The sequence below is a fragment of the Ruegeria sp. CF8 genome, from assembly GCF_056537285.1.
Genome location: NZ_JBQFRG010000010.1, coordinates 33,653 through 50,288, shown reverse-complemented (window position 1 = coordinate 50,288; position 16,636 = coordinate 33,653). Strand labels below are relative to the sequence as shown.

The 16,636-nt window shown below is 56.4% G+C and carries 20 protein-coding genes; 10 read left to right on the top strand and 10 right to left on the bottom strand.

Going from position 1 to position 16,636, the window contains the following annotated elements; translation table 11 throughout:
* The first annotated feature begins 150 nt into the window (after positions 1-150).
* Both ACR0EV_RS19460 and ACR0EV_RS19455 read left to right on the top strand, forming a co-directional pair.
* Entirely contained in the window at positions 151-492 is a 342-nt protein-coding gene (locus ACR0EV_RS19460) for a hypothetical protein (protein ID WP_480801625.1), read from the top strand.
* 178 nt (positions 493-670) lie between these two features.
* Positions 671-1,042, top strand: coding sequence for a hypothetical protein (locus ACR0EV_RS19455; protein WP_480801624.1), 372 nt, complete (start codon positions 671-673; stop codon positions 1,040-1,042).
* A 124-nt stretch (positions 1,043-1,166) separates the two neighbouring features.
* Here ACR0EV_RS19455 and ACR0EV_RS19450 read toward each other — a convergent pair whose 3' ends face one another.
* The 6 genes from ACR0EV_RS19450 to ACR0EV_RS19425 all read right to left on the bottom strand — a co-directional run bounded on the left by ACR0EV_RS19450 (position 1,167) and on the right by ACR0EV_RS19425 (position 7,417).
* Positions 1,167-1,634: an Hsp20 family protein gene (locus ACR0EV_RS19450; RefSeq protein WP_480801623.1), complete on the bottom strand. Its 468-nt coding sequence runs from the start codon at positions 1,632-1,634 to the stop codon at positions 1,167-1,169.
* Positions 1,635-1,757: 123 nt separating this feature from the next.
* A complete protein-coding gene (locus ACR0EV_RS19445; protein ID WP_480801622.1) occupies positions 1,758-2,558 on the bottom strand; it encodes a trypsin-like serine peptidase in 801 nt (266 codons plus the stop codon).
* Positions 2,559-2,569: 11 nt separating this feature from the next.
* The gene (locus tag ACR0EV_RS19440) at positions 2,570-3,361 is read right to left on the bottom strand and encodes a trypsin-like serine peptidase (RefSeq protein WP_480801621.1); all 792 of its coding nucleotides are present in this window, start codon (positions 3,359-3,361) and stop codon (positions 2,570-2,572) included.
* A gap of 118 nt (positions 3,362-3,479) precedes the next feature.
* Positions 3,480-4,793, bottom strand: coding sequence for a glycolate oxidase subunit GlcF (gene glcF / locus ACR0EV_RS19435; RefSeq protein ID WP_480801620.1), 1,314 nt, complete (start codon positions 4,791-4,793; stop codon positions 3,480-3,482).
* A gap of 4 nt (positions 4,794-4,797) precedes the next feature.
* The gene (locus tag ACR0EV_RS19430) at positions 4,798-5,916 is read right to left on the bottom strand and encodes an FAD-binding protein (protein ID WP_480801619.1); all 1,119 of its coding nucleotides are present in this window, start codon (positions 5,914-5,916) and stop codon (positions 4,798-4,800) included.
* Positions 5,917-5,977: 61 nt separating this feature from the next.
* On the bottom strand, positions 5,978-7,417 hold the full coding sequence (locus ACR0EV_RS19425) for an FAD-linked oxidase C-terminal domain-containing protein (RefSeq protein WP_480801618.1): 1,440 nt from the start codon (positions 7,415-7,417) through the stop codon (positions 5,978-5,980).
* An 82-nt stretch (positions 7,418-7,499) separates the two neighbouring features.
* Between ACR0EV_RS19425 and ACR0EV_RS19420 the strand changes: the two genes are divergently transcribed.
* Together ACR0EV_RS19420 and ACR0EV_RS19415 are read left to right on the top strand one after the other, a co-directional pair.
* Positions 7,500-8,210 (top strand): DUF599 domain-containing protein, encoded by a 711-nt coding sequence (locus ACR0EV_RS19420; RefSeq protein ID WP_480801617.1) that lies wholly within the window; start codon positions 7,500-7,502, stop codon positions 8,208-8,210.
* Positions 8,211-8,245: 35 nt separating this feature from the next.
* Positions 8,246-8,593: a hypothetical protein gene (locus ACR0EV_RS19415; RefSeq protein ID WP_480801741.1), complete on the top strand. Its 348-nt coding sequence runs from the start codon at positions 8,246-8,248 to the stop codon at positions 8,591-8,593.
* 3 nt (positions 8,594-8,596) lie between these two features.
* On the opposite strand, the gene ACR0EV_RS19410 is transcribed toward ACR0EV_RS19415, so the two are convergent.
* The 4 genes from ACR0EV_RS19410 to ACR0EV_RS19395 form a co-directional block, all read right to left on the bottom strand.
* Positions 8,597-9,082, bottom strand: a complete 486-nt coding sequence (locus tag ACR0EV_RS19410; RefSeq protein ID WP_480801616.1) for a flavodoxin family protein — start codon at positions 9,080-9,082, stop codon at positions 8,597-8,599.
* A gap of 1 nt (position 9,083) precedes the next feature.
* Positions 9,084-9,554 carry a 23S rRNA (pseudouridine(1915)-N(3))-methyltransferase RlmH gene (gene rlmH, locus ACR0EV_RS19405; protein ID WP_480801615.1) on the bottom strand — a complete coding sequence of 157 codons (471 nt, stop codon included), beginning with the start codon at positions 9,552-9,554 and terminating at the stop codon, positions 9,084-9,086.
* A gap of 44 nt (positions 9,555-9,598) precedes the next feature.
* The gene (gene rsfS / locus ACR0EV_RS19400) at positions 9,599-9,958 is read right to left on the bottom strand and encodes a ribosome silencing factor (RefSeq protein WP_058276550.1); all 360 of its coding nucleotides are present in this window, start codon (positions 9,956-9,958) and stop codon (positions 9,599-9,601) included.
* Positions 9,959-10,122: 164 nt separating this feature from the next.
* On the bottom strand, positions 10,123-11,475 hold the full coding sequence (locus ACR0EV_RS19395; RefSeq protein ID WP_480801614.1) for a mechanosensitive ion channel family protein: 1,353 nt from the start codon (positions 11,473-11,475) through the stop codon (positions 10,123-10,125).
* A 90-nt stretch (positions 11,476-11,565) separates the two neighbouring features.
* Here ACR0EV_RS19395 and ACR0EV_RS19390 point away from each other — a divergent pair, with 90 nt between their 5' ends.
* The 6 genes from ACR0EV_RS19390 (at position 11,566) to ACR0EV_RS19365 (ending at position 16,550) form a co-directional block, all read left to right on the top strand.
* Positions 11,566-11,673, top strand: a complete 108-nt coding sequence (locus ACR0EV_RS19390) for an isopropylmalate isomerase (RefSeq protein ID WP_171096595.1) — start codon at positions 11,566-11,568, stop codon at positions 11,671-11,673.
* 44 nt (positions 11,674-11,717) lie between these two features.
* Positions 11,718-13,121 carry a 3-isopropylmalate dehydratase large subunit gene (leuC, locus tag ACR0EV_RS19385; RefSeq protein WP_480801613.1) on the top strand — a complete coding sequence of 468 codons (1,404 nt, stop codon included), beginning with the start codon at positions 11,718-11,720 and terminating at the stop codon, positions 13,119-13,121.
* Between the two features lie 37 nt (positions 13,122-13,158).
* Positions 13,159-13,713: an HdeD family acid-resistance protein gene (locus ACR0EV_RS19380; RefSeq protein ID WP_480801612.1), complete on the top strand. Its 555-nt coding sequence runs from the start codon at positions 13,159-13,161 to the stop codon at positions 13,711-13,713.
* A gap of 42 nt (positions 13,714-13,755) precedes the next feature.
* Positions 13,756-14,361, top strand: coding sequence for a 3-isopropylmalate dehydratase small subunit (gene leuD, locus ACR0EV_RS19375; RefSeq protein ID WP_480801611.1), 606 nt, complete (start codon positions 13,756-13,758; stop codon positions 14,359-14,361).
* 333 nt (positions 14,362-14,694) lie between these two features.
* Positions 14,695-15,525: a hypothetical protein gene (locus tag ACR0EV_RS19370; protein ID WP_480801610.1), complete on the top strand. Its 831-nt coding sequence runs from the start codon at positions 14,695-14,697 to the stop codon at positions 15,523-15,525.
* Positions 15,522-16,550, top strand: coding sequence for an endonuclease/exonuclease/phosphatase family protein (locus tag ACR0EV_RS19365; protein ID WP_480801609.1), 1,029 nt, complete (start codon positions 15,522-15,524; stop codon positions 16,548-16,550). The genes ACR0EV_RS19370 and ACR0EV_RS19365 overlap by 4 nt, the downstream gene beginning before the upstream one ends.
* Positions 16,551-16,636 lie beyond the last annotated feature (86 nt).

Sequence of the window (16,636 nt, the reverse complement as noted above, 5' to 3'; positions counted from 1 at the left end):
GGCTGCCCCGCAATTCAACGTTCGGGGTAGTCCTTTTTTCGCGGTATAGTTTAGTGAGCATTACCCTGAGAAACGTTTAAGTATTTGAGTATTGACACAAACAACTTGCGCAGCGTTTGCTGACTGCACTTTTTTAAATAGGGGGAAGTTATGAAACTGATTAATATTCTTGTGCCTACTGCCTTGCTAGGTATCAGCGCTTGTACGGACACCAGCGTAGAGGATCCGCTTGTTGCAGCTCTTTCCGGTAAAACGCTATCAAACGGCGGCACAGTTATTGATGTATTGGAAGACGGTACATTTACCGGCACAAGCAAGAATGGAAATTCATTCAGCGGAACGTGGGAGATTATCGGCGGTCAATGGTGCCGTGCGCTTAACCCGCCATCACCTTTGGCTGACGCGGGTCAGGTTTGCCAGGAAACAGTTCTGGGCGAAGAACGCGTGACCATTACCGGAGCGAACGGGCCACTCGTTTGGGTGATTGAATAAGCCTTTTCTTGCTTCTTTTTGAGTGGCTCGAGCCGTAATTTTGCACTTTCCACCAACCAAGCCCGTATGTTTTCCACGGATAACGACCTGATAGATTGCAACGTTTGAGGCGCGAAAGAAAGCAGCGACAATATTCTCGAAGTTCGTTAAAACAAGTGAATTAACGAGGAGTTGAATTATGCTGAACAATTTGGGGCTACCAGCAATTGTCCTATTAGTGATCGCTATTGTAATTGTGTATGTCTTAGCGATTCGTCCTGCAATACAGCGCGCCAAGACAAACGGGACCAATACGATGTACGAGATTTCGCCAATATTCTGGATGTTTTGTAGCGTTCTTTTTGGTGGCCTTGGAAGCATCCTGCTATACTATGCGAGCGATCCGCAATTGTTCAAAGACGCACTACTCAGTGGTGCCAACCCTTTTGAATTGGCTCAAGTACAGAACTCGATGAAAACATACGGCTACATAGGGTTGGGAATAGGGGGAATTCTGTTAGCGTTGGGATTGGCGCGCGGAATACTCTTTTCAAACCGTCAAAGCCCGTAGCCATTTGATTACCGACCCATATAGCAAAACTTCACAGCAAAACAACGCCCCGCGTCTGGAGGAACGCGGGGCGTGTGTTGCGGCAGTCTGGGAGGAGGCGACTGCCGCAGAGCTTTCAAGCGCTTTAGTTCACGGCTTTGGCGTCAACCACATCTTTCTCAATGGCTTTGGCCGAAGAAATCTCGATCCGGCGCGGTTTTAGGGCCTCGGGCACCTCGCGCTTCAGGTCGATGTTCAGCATGCCGTTCTCGTGGCTGGCGCCCGTGACTCGCACGTGATCAGCCAGCGCAAAACGGCGTTCGAATGCGCGGGTGGCGATGCCACGGTGCAGATAGCTGCGATCTTTGTCCTCGGCAGCTTTCTTACCCGACACGACAAGCGAGTTTTCCTTCACTTCGACGGACAGGTCTGCTTCGGAAAATCCGGCGACAGCTACGGAAATGCGATAGGTGTCGGCATCGGTTTTTTCGATGTTGTAAGGGGGATAGCTGGGCTGAGCCACATCATTGGTCAGAACGCGATCCATCATGTCGGCGATCTGGTCAAATCCAATAGTGGCGCGGTGCAGCGGTGCAAAATCAAATGTACGCATGTGTCGTATCCTCATCTTCGAGCGATTTGCGATTTGTGCCCTCCAACTGGACGGGCATTGGTTGATACCGGACCCCGTTGTGGCGATCCGATACACTTCACATGGGTAGCGATTTGACCGAGTTCAACCCCCGCCGGAACTGATGAATTTCGCACCGGATCCAGACTTTCCGGACCCAACCTGCAACCGGCGGATCGACGCTTTTGGCTGCGGTGCGTCGCGCCGCATGATCGCCTTAAGCTCAGCGACAATTCCGTCCAATTCCATACCAAAGCCTATCTTTCGGCTTCCGTTTGTACCAACCGCCGAAACAACGGACAGAATCTGCCAACGCGACCCGTTCTTTGCCAAAATAGCGGACCCGGACGACCCGAAGGTAATGTCACAGTCAAACAGGATCAGACCTTGCTGACGATCGATGATCCGGCACGAACGTTCCCGCGTGATCGCCTCGGACCGCCCGCGGCCATAAGAGGCAATGCTGACCTCATTTCCCAGAACACGCCCGCTGTGCAGTGCAAAAGGGTCTGCAACGGAGTAAGGGATGGGCTTATCGAGGCGCAACAGCGCGACGTCAATCCGAACGCTGTCATGGGAAAGCGGCGGTTTAGAACCATAGCTGGGATGAATAGCGACCTGTGTAATCCGACTCTCGGCCAGGGCGTTACCGTTGCTTAGCCCCGCACGAAAAGTAATGTCTTCCGGGGCAAATGCCTTTCCTGTGCGCCCATTCACGGCGCAATGCGCTGCGGTCAGAACCATATCCTGCGCGATCAGTGTGCCCGTGCAAAATGACCCGTCTCCCATGTCCAGTCGGCCAATCGCCTCCCAGCCGTAAAGGTCGTCGCGATCCGTCAACTTGCGCTTGTTCGCCTGGGCAAAGGACGCCGTCCCAAGAACGCTCAACCCTAAAATGAGGCTCATTAAAACTCTGATCATGGCCGAATAAACCTCGCGCCAATGTTCTTACCCGTCCCGGATCCTGGCGTTGAAAGCCCAAATCCACGCCCGGCAGACAGCTCATTGCGCAGTAGTTGCAGCGAGTGTTCAACAGCAGTGCCAATTGCCACGTTTTGGCCGTCCAAACTGGCCTTGGCCGCGACGACCGACACGATCTGGGGTCGCGAGCCCTCAAATGAAAAGACCGGTGCCCCGGACGAGCCAAAGTCAACGTCGCAAGACATGACCATGACACCCTGCTGCCGGTTCATCACGGAACAGACCTGTTGCAGCGAAGGGGCCTCGGACCGATCATGGGCGTAAGACACCACACCAACTTCTGCGCCACGGCGCGGCTGATCCCCCGATTCAAATGGAACAACGGCTGTGTTTCGGATCGGTTGCCACAGCTCGATCAAGGCCACATCGGCACTTACCCGGTCGGTCGTCGAGTCCGCACCATATTGATAGTCCGGGTGGATCACGGCTTGCCGTGCGGTCCGATAGGCCAAAGCGCGCCCCAAACGCCACCCGGCCAGAAACTCAATGTCCGAAGGGTTGATCCGTTGTCCGGAAACCTTATCAAATAGGCAATGCGCAGCGGTCAGCACCAACGTTGGCGACACCAGCGTCCCGGTGCAAAACCCTCTGCCAGCAATGTCTAGCCGTCCCACGGCCATCCACTCGCGCCCGGAATCCGAGGTTTCCAGGCTTTCCAGCCCGGTATCTTGTGCTGTGGCCGCCATCGGCATGACACAGAACACAATCGCCTTGATCCAGTTGCGCACGCGGTTCTCCGGGACTCATTCTGACCAATTTGTCCTACGGGTCGCGTTGGGCGAAAATAGGGCAATCAAGAGCCGTCAGAAATTCCGGGTCAACTGATGCGGGTCGGCATCATACGCTTTACTTCAGGATCGGCACGGCATCTCCTTGCTGGTGCAAGGACCTTGGTTTTGGGCCACCAGTCGCCCAATCCAGCAATTCGACGGTGTGAACGACCGGCAATTGAGTCCCCGACCCGATCTGCATCATGCATCCGATGTTTCCGGCGGCAATCAGGTCCGGCTTCTTTGCCTCCAGCGTTTTGACCTTGCGCTGTTTCAACTGGCCCGAAATCTCGGGCTGCATCAAGTTGTATGTGCCAGCGCTACCACAGCACAAATGACTGTCAGCAGGCTCAACAACTTTGAACCCGGCCCGTTTCAGCAAATCCTTGGGATAGGTCTTGATCTTTTGTCCGTGCTGCAATGAACAAGCCGCGTGATAAGCGACCGTAAGGTCCTGGTCACGCCCTACAGGCAGGTCCAGTTGCATGACCAACTCGCTGATATCCATGGCAATATCCGAGACACGCGCCGCGTCCTTGGCCAGAGGGTCATTGCGGAACATATGCCCATAGTCTTTCACCGTCGTCCCACAGCCAGACGTGTTGATGACGATGGCATCCAAACCGTCTCCGTCCATTTCGCGCGTCCAGGCCTTGATATTGGCTGCGGCCGCCGCGTGGCTTTCACGACTTTTGCCCATATGATGCGTCAATGCTCCGCAACATCCGGCCCCTTCGGCCACCACAACCTCGCACCCCAAACGCGTCAGCAACCGGATCGTAGCATCGTTAATGTCGGTATTTAGAGCCTTTTGCGCGCAGCCAGTCATCAGCGCGACGCGCTTTCTTCGGTCTCCCTTGGGTGCAAAGCTTTGTGGGTCGTCATTGCGACTGACCGGCGGGATGTACTTTGGGGCCATATCCAGCATCGCCCGCAACCGGGCATCGGGCATCAGAAACCGAAACGGACGGCCCAACTTTGCTCCGATCAGGGCCCAACGGAATCGCATCGGGTAGGGTAGGATTTGGGCCAGAACCGAACGCAGGATACGATCCGTCAAAGGGCGTTTGTAATTCGCCTCGATATATTCGCGCGCATGATCAACCAGATGCATGTAGTGCACACCTGATGGGCAGGTGGTCATGCAGGCCAGACAGGACAGGCAGCGGTCGATGTGCTTGACCGTCTTTTCATCCGGGACACGTTCGTTTTCCAGCATGTCCTTGATCAGGTAAATACGGCCGCGCGGGCTGTCCAATTCATCCCCCAACACCTGATAAGTCGGGCATGTCGCAGTGCAAAATCCGCAATGCACACAGCTGCGCAGAATCTCGTTCGAGCGCTGGGTCGCCGGATCTTCCAGCTGTTTTTCCGTGAATGTTGTTTGCATTGCCCTATCCCATGAGCCCCGGATTGAACACAGATCGTGGGTCAAACCTTGCTCGAATGCCGCGTGTTAGAGCCGAAACAGCTGCATTTTCCGGCTGAAACCGCCCCAGCATTTGCATCTCATCCGGGTTTGCACGCACCAGGGTCGAATGTCCCTCAACATCACTCAGTTCAGATCGCAGATCCTTGCCTTCGGGCGCCAAAGTCCAGATCAGACCCCCACCCCAATCCACGACCCTGTTCGGGTTATCGTCACCGACCACACGGGTCATGTCAGTCGGTTTGACAGAGGTTTTCCAGACATTGCCCGGCTTGTCGGAAAATGGTTCAATATCACGCACTTCGCGCCAAATGGCGGTGTTTTCGACTGCATCAGTGACAACCTGATCCGGCTTCCTTTCCGCAAAAAGCTCCAGCAACTTGGAAACGCGATACTCGACGGATTGCTCGAACCCCTCGATCCGCAGCACCGTCCGGGACAGCTTGCCGCCACCCTCGGGCAACCGCGCCGCACCGTTGACTTCGAATGGCGATCCTAACGCGTCACAAAACAGTTTGGACGTCGTAACCCACCCGCAATCCTCCCAAACAAGAGTTGCAACGGCCTCTGGCTTGGGCAGAACTTTCAACGACACCTCGGTCAACACACCCAAGGTGCCCCAGGACCCGGCCATTAACTTCACCAGGTCATACCCGGTGACGTTTTTCATCACCCGCCCGCCATTCTTGACCACCTGCCCTTGCCCATCGACAAAGCGAACGCCCAACAGAAAATCCCGGCACGCTCCGGCCTGAATCCGCCGCGGCCCAGAAACGTTTGCCGCCACAACACCACCGATGGTCGGTTCGCCCGATGTTCCAAGCAATCCCCGATGGTCCATCGGCTCAAACGCCAGTTGTTGACCTTCTGCGTCAAGTAGGGCTTCAATCTCGGCCAACGGCGTGCCCGCCTTGGCCACAAGTGTGAGGGCTCCGGGCTCATATAGAGTGATGCCGCTCAAGCCAGAGACGTTCAGTTCATTGTCCGGCCCGGTCACACCCCGTGTGCCGCCCCCAGCTATCCGAACCGGCCCGTTCAGCCCGGCCACCAGGTCCGCCAATTCGTCTTCCGTCTCAGGTCTCATGTGCTTCATCTTTTCAAAAATACTTCGGGGAAATCGCGCCTGCGCGATTGGGGCAGAGCCCCTATTCCGCCGCCAGACGTCGCGCCTCGGATGCGTCCAAGGGGAACACCTTCGCGGGATTCAACAACCACTGCGGATCGAACACATCTTTAATCGCCATCTGCGCCTCAAGATCAGCTGGTGCATACTGATGCGCCATCAGATCCCGCTTTTCGATGCCAACACCATGTTCTCCGGTCAGGCACCCGCCTACATCGACACAAAGCTTCAGGATATCTGCACCAAACGCTTCGCATTTCTCCAGATCGCCCGGTTTGTTGGCGTCAAACAGGATCAAGGGGTGCATATTGCCGTCGCCTGCGTGGAAGACATTGCCCACGGGCAGGCCGTATTCTTCGCTCAACTCTCCGATCCGGCGCAGAACCTCTGGTAAGGAGGATACCGGGATGGTTCCGTCCAGACACATGTAATCGTTCATTTGACCCATCGCGCCGAAAGCCGATTTGCGGCCCAGCCAAATCTTCGCGCTTTCCTCTGCCGACTGGCTTTCACGCAGCTCAACGGGATTGTGGCGCTTGGCGATCTCTATGATTTTCGCCAACTGATAGTCGATCTCGGCCTCCGAGCCTTCGACCTCGACAATCAGCAACGCGGTGCAATCGGGATACCCGGCATGAGCGAAATTTTCACAAGCCCTGATACAGAGCGTATCCATGAATTCAATCGCTACCGGCAAAATGCCCGATTTGATAATGTCAGAGACACATTGGCCTGCGACCTCATTGTCATCGAACCCCATCAGAACCGGCCGCGCCCCTTCTGGTTTACGCAGAATGCGTAGCGTGGCCTCGGTCACCACGCCCAGCTGCCCTTCTGAGCCACAAATAACGCCCAGCAAGTCCAGGCCAGAGGCATCCAGATGCGCGCCGCCGATTTCCACAACACTGCCGTCCATCATCACCATGGTCACACCCAGCAGGTTGTTCGTGGTCACACCGTATTTCAGACAATGCGCGCCACCCGAGTTCATCGCTATGTTTCCAGCAATGGCACAGGCCAGTTGCGAGGACGGGTCGGGTGCATAGAAGAAATCCTCCTCCTCAACCGCGCCGGTCACGCTTAGATTGGTCCGTCCGGTCTGCACCTTTATGAAGCGGTTGTCATAATCGACTTCCAGCACCTCATTCATCCGGGCCACGCCCAGAATGACACAATCCGCCGTTGGCAAGGCCCCACCCGCCAGCGACGTACCAGAGCCACGTGGCACCACGGGAACCCCTTCTTCATGGCAGATTCGCAGGACTTCGGACACGTCCTGCGTCGATGACGGAAGAACTGCCAGCATCGGTGGACAGCGATAGGCGGTCAGCGCGTCACATTCATAGGCCCGCGTCTCAGCCGGATCGTGAATCACAGCATCCTCGGGCAAAACCTGCAGCAAGCGCGCCAGAACGGCTTGCTTGCGGGCAAGAACATCGGGATTTGGCTGGGGCATTTTCATCGCTGATCCTCCAATTTGGTAAAATAATATTACCAATTTCGTGATCTGGCAAGTTCTTCCGTTCAGTTTTAGTGTCACGCCCATGACCTGGATCGAACGCGCTGCTTTGTTTGCCCCTCTGGACTACGCCGCCCTCGGCTTGCTGCTGGGCGCTTGGCTGTGGATCGGGTGGAAGATCGAGCATCCGTCACCACATAGGCGATCTGTTTCTCAAATGATGGACAATTACCGCAGAGACTGGATGCGCGAGATGGTGACGCGCCAGCCGCGCATGTTTGATGCGCAGGTCGTGGCCGCCATGCGCCAGGGCAGTACGTTCTTTGCCTCCACCACGATGATTGCCATCGGCGGCGGGCTGGCCCTGCTGGGCAATACCGAACGACTTGCCGGTGTGGCCAGTGACCTTGCGATAGGCAGCGCGCCTGCTTTGGTGTGGGAAATCAAGATACTTGTTGTCGTACTTCTGCTGGCCAACGCATTCCTAAAATATGTCTGGGCGCATCGCCTGTTTGGCTATTGTGCGGTGTTGATGGCCTCGGTCCCGAACGATCCCGAAGATTCGCAGGCGTACCCGCGCGCCGCTCAGTCGGCCGAAATTTGCGTCACAGCCGCCCGTAGCTTTAACCGTGGCCTGCGCGCGACCTATTTTGCGCTGGCCTCGCTGGCATGGTTCCTCGGGCCAATCGCTTTGATGCTGAGCACCATAATTACGTTCGGTGTTTTGTATCGGCGCGAGTTTGCTTCGCAGTCCCGCACAATTCTGATATCCCAATCCCCTTACACAGAGACGTGATCCCGATGCGCCGTGATAACCCGTACATTCGCGCCATGCGATATGTGATTCTCAGCGCCTTGTTGGCCGTCCCCGCCCTTGCTGACCCACCAACGATCGAGGAGGTCTCGGCCCGACAAAGCGGCGATACATGGCGTTTCGACGTGACGATCCGTCATCCCGACACCGGATGGGATGACTACGCTGATGGCTGGCGTGTGCTGGACATGGACGGGAACGAGCTGGGAATGCGCGTGTTGCATCATCCGCATGTGGATGAGCAGCCCTTTACCCGCTCGCTCAGCGGCGTGGAGATTCCCGAAGGCACCAAGCAGGTCCAAATTCAGGCACGTGACAATGTTGGTGGCTGGGCCAAAGACAAAACGGTGATTGACCTGAACTGAACTTCAGAACACCCCAAGGGCCAAGCCCGCCGCCATCGCGGCCCCGATCTCGCGGCATTTCTCAAGCTGTTCTTCAGGGATGGTCTTTTCGGCCAGAATAGCTTCGGGCGTTTGTGCATGAGTGCAAAGGATCAAAGGTGGCTGCACTTCTTTCAACCGCCAGCCGGTCGCGATCCGTGCGGTTTGGCGCGCGGCATTTTCGCCGTCGGACCCAGCACAGACCATTTGCGCATAAGGTCGACCTTCGATCTTACCCAAGACAGGATAATACGAACGGTCGAAAAACTCTTTCATCAGACCCGAAATCGCCGCCAGATTCTCGGGCGCGCAGAAGATATAGCCATCGGCGGCCAGCAAATCCTCTGGTCCTGCCTGATCCGCGAGTTTCAGAACAACCTCTGCCTCTTCACGCCCGGCCTCGGCCGCAGCTTCGGCCATTTGCCGGGCTCCTCCGGTGCGCGAATGATAAACGATCAGAAGCTGCGCCATGTCAAACCCGGTGATAAGGGCCGCCCGACAGAATGGTTGCGGCCCGATACAGTTGCTCGGCCAGCATCACACGGACCAACATATGGGGCCAGACCATTGACCCGAATGAGATGGAAAAATCGGCCTCGGCCCGCAGATTAGGGTCTATTCCGTCTGCTCCGCCAATGATCAGCGCCAGATCCTGCCGCCCGGCATCACGCCAGCCGCCCAGTTTCTTGGCAAAATCAGGCGAGGACATAACCCGCCCGCGTTCGTCCAAGGTACAGATCACTGCGCCCTTGGGCAGGGCTTTGCGCAGCAGGGCGGCCTCTGCCCCCATGCCTGCGTTTTTCTTGTCTTCGACCTCAATCACACGCGCCGGGCCAAGGCCCAGCGCACGGCCGGTCCGGTTAAATCGGGTCAGGTAGTCATCAAGCAGGGACTTCTCCGGTCCGGCACGCAATCGCCCGACCGCAACTATGCTGATACGCATATCTCTCTCGCCTCTGGCCCCTCAATGCGGGCCAGGATGGCGCCTCAGTTCGCCGAGGCGCTGCCGCCCTGAGGCAGCCACATCTTTTCCAGCTGATAGAATTCACGCACTTCGGGGCGGAAGATATGGACGATCACGTCGCCCGTATCGATCAGCACCCAGTCGCCGGCATCCTTGCCTTCGACCTTAGACGTGAAACCGAATTCCTGCTTGATGCGATCCGTCAATTTTTCCGCCATGGCCGAGACCTGACGGGTCGAACGACCCGATGCGATCACCATGTGATCCGCAACAGAAGATTTGCCTTGCAGGTTGATCTGCACGACGTCTTCGGCCTTGTCATCGGAAAGTGAGGAAAGGATACGCTCAAGCAGCTTGTCGCTGATTGACTGAGAGTGGGCCATTACACTGACCCCTTCATCGGCGGGCAAACCCGCCTGTGTATGTAGAGACAGGACATAGTCCTCCTTTGCTGCGCGCCGTGAAACCCCGGCGCCGGGGTAGTAATAAGGTAACAAGGGGATTGCAACATTTCAATGAAGCCGGGCCTCAGGTCGCGCACGGGCACTCACTCTTCAGCGATCTGTTGCGCCATTGCGCCGTCAGGTAGCAGGCGAACCTCGCGCTGCGGGAATGGGATTGAGATGCCTTCACTCTTAAACGCATCCCAAAGCGCCAGATACACATTGCCGCGAATATTGGTCAGCCCTTTGGTCGGATCGCTGATCCAAAAACGCAGAACATAATCCACACTGCTGTCGCCGAAACCGGTGATGTGGCAAACCGGTTCATGCGACCCGCCACTCAGCACGCGCGCCACTGCTTTGACAGCCCGGATCGCCGTTGCGCGAACCTTGTGAGGGTCGTCCTCATAGCTGGTGCCAAAATCCAGGTCCAGACGCACGAACTTGTCGGAATGCGACCAGTTCACGACCTGATTGGTGATCAGGTCCTCGTTCGGGATCAGGTATTCCCGCCCATCCCGTGTGACGACCGAGACATAGCGTGCGCCCAGGGCGTTGATCCAACCGAATGTATCGCCCAGTGAAATCACGTCGCCGGGTTTGATCGAACGGTCCATCAGAATGATGATTCCCGAGATCAGGTTTGACACGACTTTCTGCAAGCCGAACCCGATGCCCACGCCAATTGCGCCCGACAGCAATGCAATCCCGGTCAGATCAAATCCGAGCGTTCGGATAGCTGCCAAAAACACAGCCCCATAGAGCAAAACTTGAATGCCCTTCGCCAATAGCACCTGCATTGAAGGGGTGATGTCATCGTTGCTTTGCAATCCACGCTCTGCCGCGCGGGTGCCAACGCGGGCCAGCGTCAGCAGGATACCGATCAGCAGGATCGCCTTAAGAATGCCCAGTGCCGAAATGTGCAGATCCCCGATGGAAATCGCTACACCGTCCAGAAAGCCTGCAACGTCGTCGGTCAGGTTCAATGCAATTAGCGTTGCATAGACCCACATCGCCCATTTAAAGATCCGCCGCAGCGTTCGGTTACGGACAAGCCTTGCAACAAGCGCAATCGCCAGCCAAGCCGTTGCCAGCGTCGCCAGCACACCGATGAAATAGCTGCGCGACGGCCAGGTAACGTGCTGCATGATCAGATACAGCGACCAAGAGAAAAGAACGAAATACACCAGTGTCAGTCGCTGCATAAGCTGCACCAGCACTCGCAAGCGCCACTTTGGCCATCCGCTGCGCGCGCGTGCCCAAGCTTCCCATCTGGATTGCGTCAGGACCTTCAACAGGAACGCCAGCAGCCACAGAAACAGGATGATGATCAGCTGATACTGCCGCCAGCCCGGAGTAACGACCAGCTCGATTAGTCTTTCAAACTGAATTGAAAAGGCCCCGACCATGTTGTTGTAGAGGTCCGACAGGGTACTGGGGATCAGGTCCTGGTTCATATTCACAGCTTGGACAGCAATGCCGGGCGATGCAAGTGTGACACCGGATTGAACCTTGATTGACGGCCAAGCCCGATATATCTGGACCGCATGAGACTCAACTTGGCCCCTGCTCCGAAACTGCAAGACCGCACGCGCCTGCGTGAACGGTTCTTTGGGGCCGCCCGCACGGTTCTGGCGCGCCTAACCGCGGCCTGAGCCAATTCGCCAGCCAATTCTCATTAAAATACGGGAGAGGACCGATGTCCCCCAAAACACTCTATGACAAGATCTGGGATGCCCATGTCGCGCACGAAGCCGATGATGGCACCTGTTTGCTGTATATCGACCGCCATCTGGTGCACGAAGTGACCAGCCCGCAGGCGTTCGAAGGCCTGCGTATGGCAGGCCGCAAGGTGCGTGCGCCAGAAAAGACCATTGCTGTGCCGGACCATAACGTTCCGACCACACCGGACCGCGTGAACGGTATCGAAAACCCGGAATCGCGCATTCAGGTTGAAGCTTTGGACAAGAACGCCAAGGATTTCGGCATTCACTATTATCCGGTGAATGACGTCCGTCAGGGCATCGTGCACATTGTCGGCCCCGAGCAAGGCTGGACCCTGCCCGGCATGACCGTCGTGTGCGGCGACAGCCACACTGCGACCCACGGTGCGTTTGGCGCACTGGCCCATGGTATTGGTACGTCGGAGGTTGAGCACGTTCTGGCTACGCAGACCCTGATCCAGAAAAAATCCAAGAACATGAAGGTGGAAATCACCGGCAAACTGCAGCCGGGTGTGACCGCCAAGGACATCACTCTGGCTGTGATCGGTGAAACCGGTACTGCTGGCGGTACAGGCTATGTCATCGAGTATTGCGGCGAAGCCATCCGCAACCTGTCGATGGAAGGCCGCATGACGGTTTGCAACATGGCAATCGAAGGCGGTGCCCGCGCCGGCCTTATCGCGCCGGACGAGACCACGTTCGAATACGTCAAAGGTCGCCCGCACGCCCCCAAAGGCGCGCAATGGGAAGCTGCGATGGACTGGTGGAAGACGCTCTATACTGACGAGGGCGCGCATTTCGACAAGGTCATCACCCTGCGCGGCGAGGATATTGCTCCGGTCGTGACCTGGGGCACCAGTCCCGAGGACGTTCTGCCGATCACCGCATCTGTGCCCCACCCTGAAGACTTTGAAGGCGGCAAGGTCGACGCGGCCCGCCGTTCTATCGAATACATGGGTCTGGAAGCCGGTCAGAAGCTGAGCGATGTGGAAATCGACACCGTTTTCATCGGATCATGCACCAACGGTCGTATCGAAGACCTGCGCGCCGCGGCCGAGATTCTGAAGGGCAAAAAGATCAAGGACGGGATGCGCGCCATGGTCGTGCCCGGCTCGGGTCTGGTCCGTGCGCAGGCCGAAGAGGAAGGTCTGGCCGAAATCTTCAAAGAAGCCGGATTCGAATGGCGTCTGGCCGGATGTTCGATGTGTCTGGCGATGAACCCCGATCAGCTGCAACCGGGCGAGCGCTGTGCCGCGACCTCGAACCGCAACTTCGAAGGGCGTCAGGGCCGTGGTGGTCGGACCCATTTGCTGAGCCCCGCAATGGCTGCCGCAGCGGCAATCACAGGACGGCTGACAGACGTCCGTGAATTGATGTAAGCTGCCCTCATATCTAGATATTTGAGGGATTGAAGACATGAGTGACTGGATCAAATGGCTCTTGCTGGGGCTTCTGTCCATAGCGTTCGGCATTATTGTGCTGGGCGCACCTGTAGTGGCGTCTGTCACGTTAACGGTTGTGGCCGGTGTGCTGCTACTGATCTCGGGCGTATTGCAGATTGTCGGCGGTTTCACCGTTGAAGGCACCGGCAACAAGATTCTGTCGCTCATCATGGGTGCGGTCATGGTGTTTCTTGGATGGTCCTTCTGGGCGCATCCGTTGGAAGGCACTTTGACGCTGGCCACGGTGATGCTGATCCTGTTCATGGCAGGCGGTATTGCGCGGGTTATCCTGTCATTCCAGATGCGCGGGACAGAGTTCTTCTGGGCCACGTTGATCTCGGGCATCATCTCGATCCTGCTGGCCTTTTTCATCTGGAGGCTGGCCACGACCGACCCAAGCGTCTTGTTCCAATTGCTTGGTATCCTGCTGGGCATCGAGATGCTGTTCAACGGGTTTGGATTGGTCTTCATGGCGTTCTTCGTCAAGAACGCACCCAAAGACGAAACAACTGAAGCGAAAGAAGCTTAAACGCGGGACACGGGCGCGGCCCTCTCTCGCAGGAGTGTGAACATGGAAAAGTTTGACAAAGTCCACGGGGTGGCCGCCCCAATGCCACTGATCAATATCGACACCGATATGATCATTCCGAAAGTGCACCTGAAAACCATCAAGCGGTCCGGCCTGGGTGTCGTTCTGTTTGACGAAATGCGCTATCACGATGATGGGCAGGAGAATGAAGAGTTTGTTCTGAACAAACCCGCCTATCGTGAAGCCGAGATTCTGGTTGCCGGTGATAATTTCGGCTGTGGCTCTTCGCGTGAGCATGCGCCCTGGGCGATCAAGGATTTTGGTATCAAGGTGGTGATCTCGACCAGCTTTGCCGACATCTTCTTTAACAACTGCTTCAAGAACGGCATTCTTCCCATCGTGGTCGAGGAAGAGCACCACGTTACTCTGATGGAAGACGCGCACAAGGGTGAAAACGCCCGCATGACCGTTCATCTGGAAGATCAGCAGATCACAACCTCCGACGGAGTGGTCATCGAATTCGACATCGACCCGCACCGTAAGCACTGCTTGCTGAACGGTCTGGACGATATCGGTCTGACGATGGAAAAAGACCACCACATCGACAAATTCGAAGATCACGCCAGTCAAGCCCGCCCCTGGGTATGATTCTGTGGGCGAATCTGTGGACACTCAACCTTACGGGGTCGCCTAGGCGGCCCCGTTCTCATTCTTGGGGTTGATTTTCGAGCAACCACAACATCTTGGTCTCAGATTGAGATACACGTCGGATTTGCGTCCAAAATGATGCAATCCCGCACCAGTTGCGCCATCATTTTGCCCGAAATCACGTGTTTTCTGCACCCTGTCTTGAGCGAAATGCCGCTTATCGTTCATCTTGGCGCTAACGAGGCATCCGTCGCAAAGACGAGAGGAGACGGGCACAAGTTGGATTCAAGTCGGCGAAGATCGGCTGGTCTGGTTTGAAAAAGGGTTCGGAATGTGATTGCACGCACAACAGGGGCGGCGATACGCGGAGTACTTGTGGCACTTATGGTGCTAACCCCCGCGTTGTACCTGCCTGTATCATCGACGAACGGGACCGAGATTCTGGTCTTCCTCGCGATCCTCGCGTTCATACTGACGTTCGCAGAGTATAACTCGGCCTTTCCCAGCTTTATCGAATTCCGCGATGCGCCGCCGGTAAACCGCCTCCGGTTTGTTGGCCTGATGTCGATGGTCACGTTCCTGACACTGATCTGCAAAAACATCTTTGATCCAACAGAGCTAACAGCTTTTTCGTATGGCGTCGGTCTGGCCGTCGCCAACGTGGTGGACTTCCCTTATTCTCCGGTGCGCCTCATAGTTCTTATGCTGCCAGCAGATGCCAGCCAGTCGCTGATCGAACTGGTTCGGGTTACAGCCAGCGTGGCCTATGTCGCGGCGTTGGTGACGATCGCCAGCTTTGCATATGCGGTCAAAGTTCGTGGATGGCCAACGGGAAATGGGGCCTTCAATGTTTGGACCAATCTGCCGCTGTTTGACCCCACTAAAGGCGGGGATGTGGTTACCCGACTACAACGAGATGGCCGCCTGAACATCTGTATCGGCATTCTGCTGCCCTTCCTCATTCCGGCTGTTATCAAACTGATGAGCAGCATGATCGCTCCGATTTCACTGAGCAATCCTCAGACGCTAATCTGGACAATGAGCGCTTGGGCCTTCCTGCCCGCCAGCATGATCATGCGCGGTGTCGCAACCCTGCGTATTGCGGGTCTGATCGTTGAAAAGCGCCGTGCTTATTCAACAAGCGAGACAACTCAGGCCGCATGATCCGCGCACTTGTTCTGTTTCTGCTGCCGTTTGCGGCGCAGGCAGAGGTCGTGCGCATCGCCACCTATAATACCGAGCTTAGCCGAAAGGGCCCCGCGCTGTTGCTGCGGGACATTAGCAGGGATGACCCGCAGGTTCTTGCGGTTGTCGACGTGATTTCAGCTGCACGACCCGACATCATCGCCCTTCAAGGTATCGACTGGGATCTGGAGGGGGCCGCGATCCAAGCCCTGTCCCAGAAACTGCGCAATGCTGGTGTAGGTTATGGCTACTTCTATGCTGCGCAGCCCAACACTGGCCTTGAAACATCGCTGGATCTGGACGGCGACGGTCGCACACAAGGCCCCGGTGATGCGCAAGGGTGGGGACAGTTCACCGGACAGGGCGGGCTGGCGATTCTGTCCCGTTATGAAATCGTAACCGGCGAGGTTTTGAATTTTTCTGAACTGCTTTGGCAAGATCTTCCGGGTGCGGTTTTACCCTTTGTGGATGATCATCCTTTTCCATCTGAAGAAGCCCACAAAACACAACGCCTGTCCTCAACCGCGCATTGGGTGGTGCCCATTGATACCCCCTTGGGGCGTCTCAACCTGATGACCTTTCACGCGGCCCCACCGGTTTTCGATGGGCCAGAAGATCGCAACGGATTGCGTAATCGGGATGAGATACGGTTCTGGTCCGTCCTGCTGAACGGCGATCTGGGACCGGTTCCCAAAGGTCCCTTCGTCATCGCCGGGGATGCCAATCTGGACCCGTCGCGCGGCGAGGGCCACAAACAGGCTATTCATGCCCTTTTGGAACATCCTATCTTACAGGACCCAATGCCCAAAGATCCGACAGGTTCATCCGCGACCGTCGACTGGAAGGCTACTGGTGAAATGCGTGTTGATTATGTTTTACCGTCCCGCGACCTGCGTGTCCTGGAGTCAGGCGTTCTATGGCCCAAAGGTGACGCGCCGCTGCGGGAAGACGCTTCTCAAGCAAGCAGGCACCGGTTGGTTTGGGTCGACGTCACACTGCCGTAAGGCAATGCCCGAGATTCTTTAAGCAAACGAAGTCAATTTGAGTTTCATTGACGGAACCACCCGTATGCGTTTCACTGCTTAGGAAC

Coding starts and splice junctions, on each gene's coding strand:
- ACR0EV_RS19460 (WP_480801625.1), top strand. CDS start 151: ATGAAACTGATTAATATTCTTGTGCCTACTGCCTTGCTAGGTATCAGC.
- ACR0EV_RS19455 (WP_480801624.1), top strand. CDS start 671: ATGCTGAACAATTTGGGGCTACCAGCAATTGTCCTATTAGTGATCGCT.
- ACR0EV_RS19450 (WP_480801623.1), bottom strand. CDS start 1,634: ATGCGTACATTTGATTTTGCACCGCTGCACCGCGCCACTATTGGATTT.
- ACR0EV_RS19445 (WP_480801622.1), bottom strand. CDS start 2,558: ATGAGCCTCATTTTAGGGTTGAGCGTTCTTGGGACGGCGTCCTTTGCC.
- glcF (WP_480801620.1), bottom strand. CDS start 4,793: ATGCAAACAACATTCACGGAAAAACAGCTGGAAGATCCGGCGACCCAG.
- ACR0EV_RS19430 (WP_480801619.1), bottom strand. CDS start 5,916: ATGAGACCTGAGACGGAAGACGAATTGGCGGACCTGGTGGCCGGGCTG.
- ACR0EV_RS19425 (WP_480801618.1), bottom strand. CDS start 7,417: ATGAAAATGCCCCAGCCAAATCCCGATGTTCTTGCCCGCAAGCAAGCC.
- ACR0EV_RS19420 (WP_480801617.1), top strand. CDS start 7,500: ATGACCTGGATCGAACGCGCTGCTTTGTTTGCCCCTCTGGACTACGCC.
- ACR0EV_RS19415 (WP_480801741.1), top strand. CDS start 8,246: ATGCGATATGTGATTCTCAGCGCCTTGTTGGCCGTCCCCGCCCTTGCT.
- ACR0EV_RS19410 (WP_480801616.1), bottom strand. CDS start 9,082: ATGGCGCAGCTTCTGATCGTTTATCATTCGCGCACCGGAGGAGCCCGG.
- rlmH (WP_480801615.1), bottom strand. CDS start 9,554: ATGCGTATCAGCATAGTTGCGGTCGGGCGATTGCGTGCCGGACCGGAG.
- rsfS (WP_058276550.1), bottom strand. CDS start 9,958: ATGGCCCACTCTCAGTCAATCAGCGACAAGCTGCTTGAGCGTATCCTT.
- ACR0EV_RS19395 (WP_480801614.1), bottom strand. CDS start 11,475: ATGAACCAGGACCTGATCCCCAGTACCCTGTCGGACCTCTACAACAAC.
- ACR0EV_RS19390 (WP_171096595.1), top strand. CDS start 11,566: ATGAGACTCAACTTGGCCCCTGCTCCGAAACTGCAAGACCGCACGCGC.
- leuC (WP_480801613.1), top strand. CDS start 11,718: ATGTCCCCCAAAACACTCTATGACAAGATCTGGGATGCCCATGTCGCG.
- ACR0EV_RS19380 (WP_480801612.1), top strand. CDS start 13,159: ATGAGTGACTGGATCAAATGGCTCTTGCTGGGGCTTCTGTCCATAGCG.
- leuD (WP_480801611.1), top strand. CDS start 13,756: ATGGAAAAGTTTGACAAAGTCCACGGGGTGGCCGCCCCAATGCCACTG.
- ACR0EV_RS19365 (WP_480801609.1), top strand. CDS start 15,522: ATGATCCGCGCACTTGTTCTGTTTCTGCTGCCGTTTGCGGCGCAGGCA.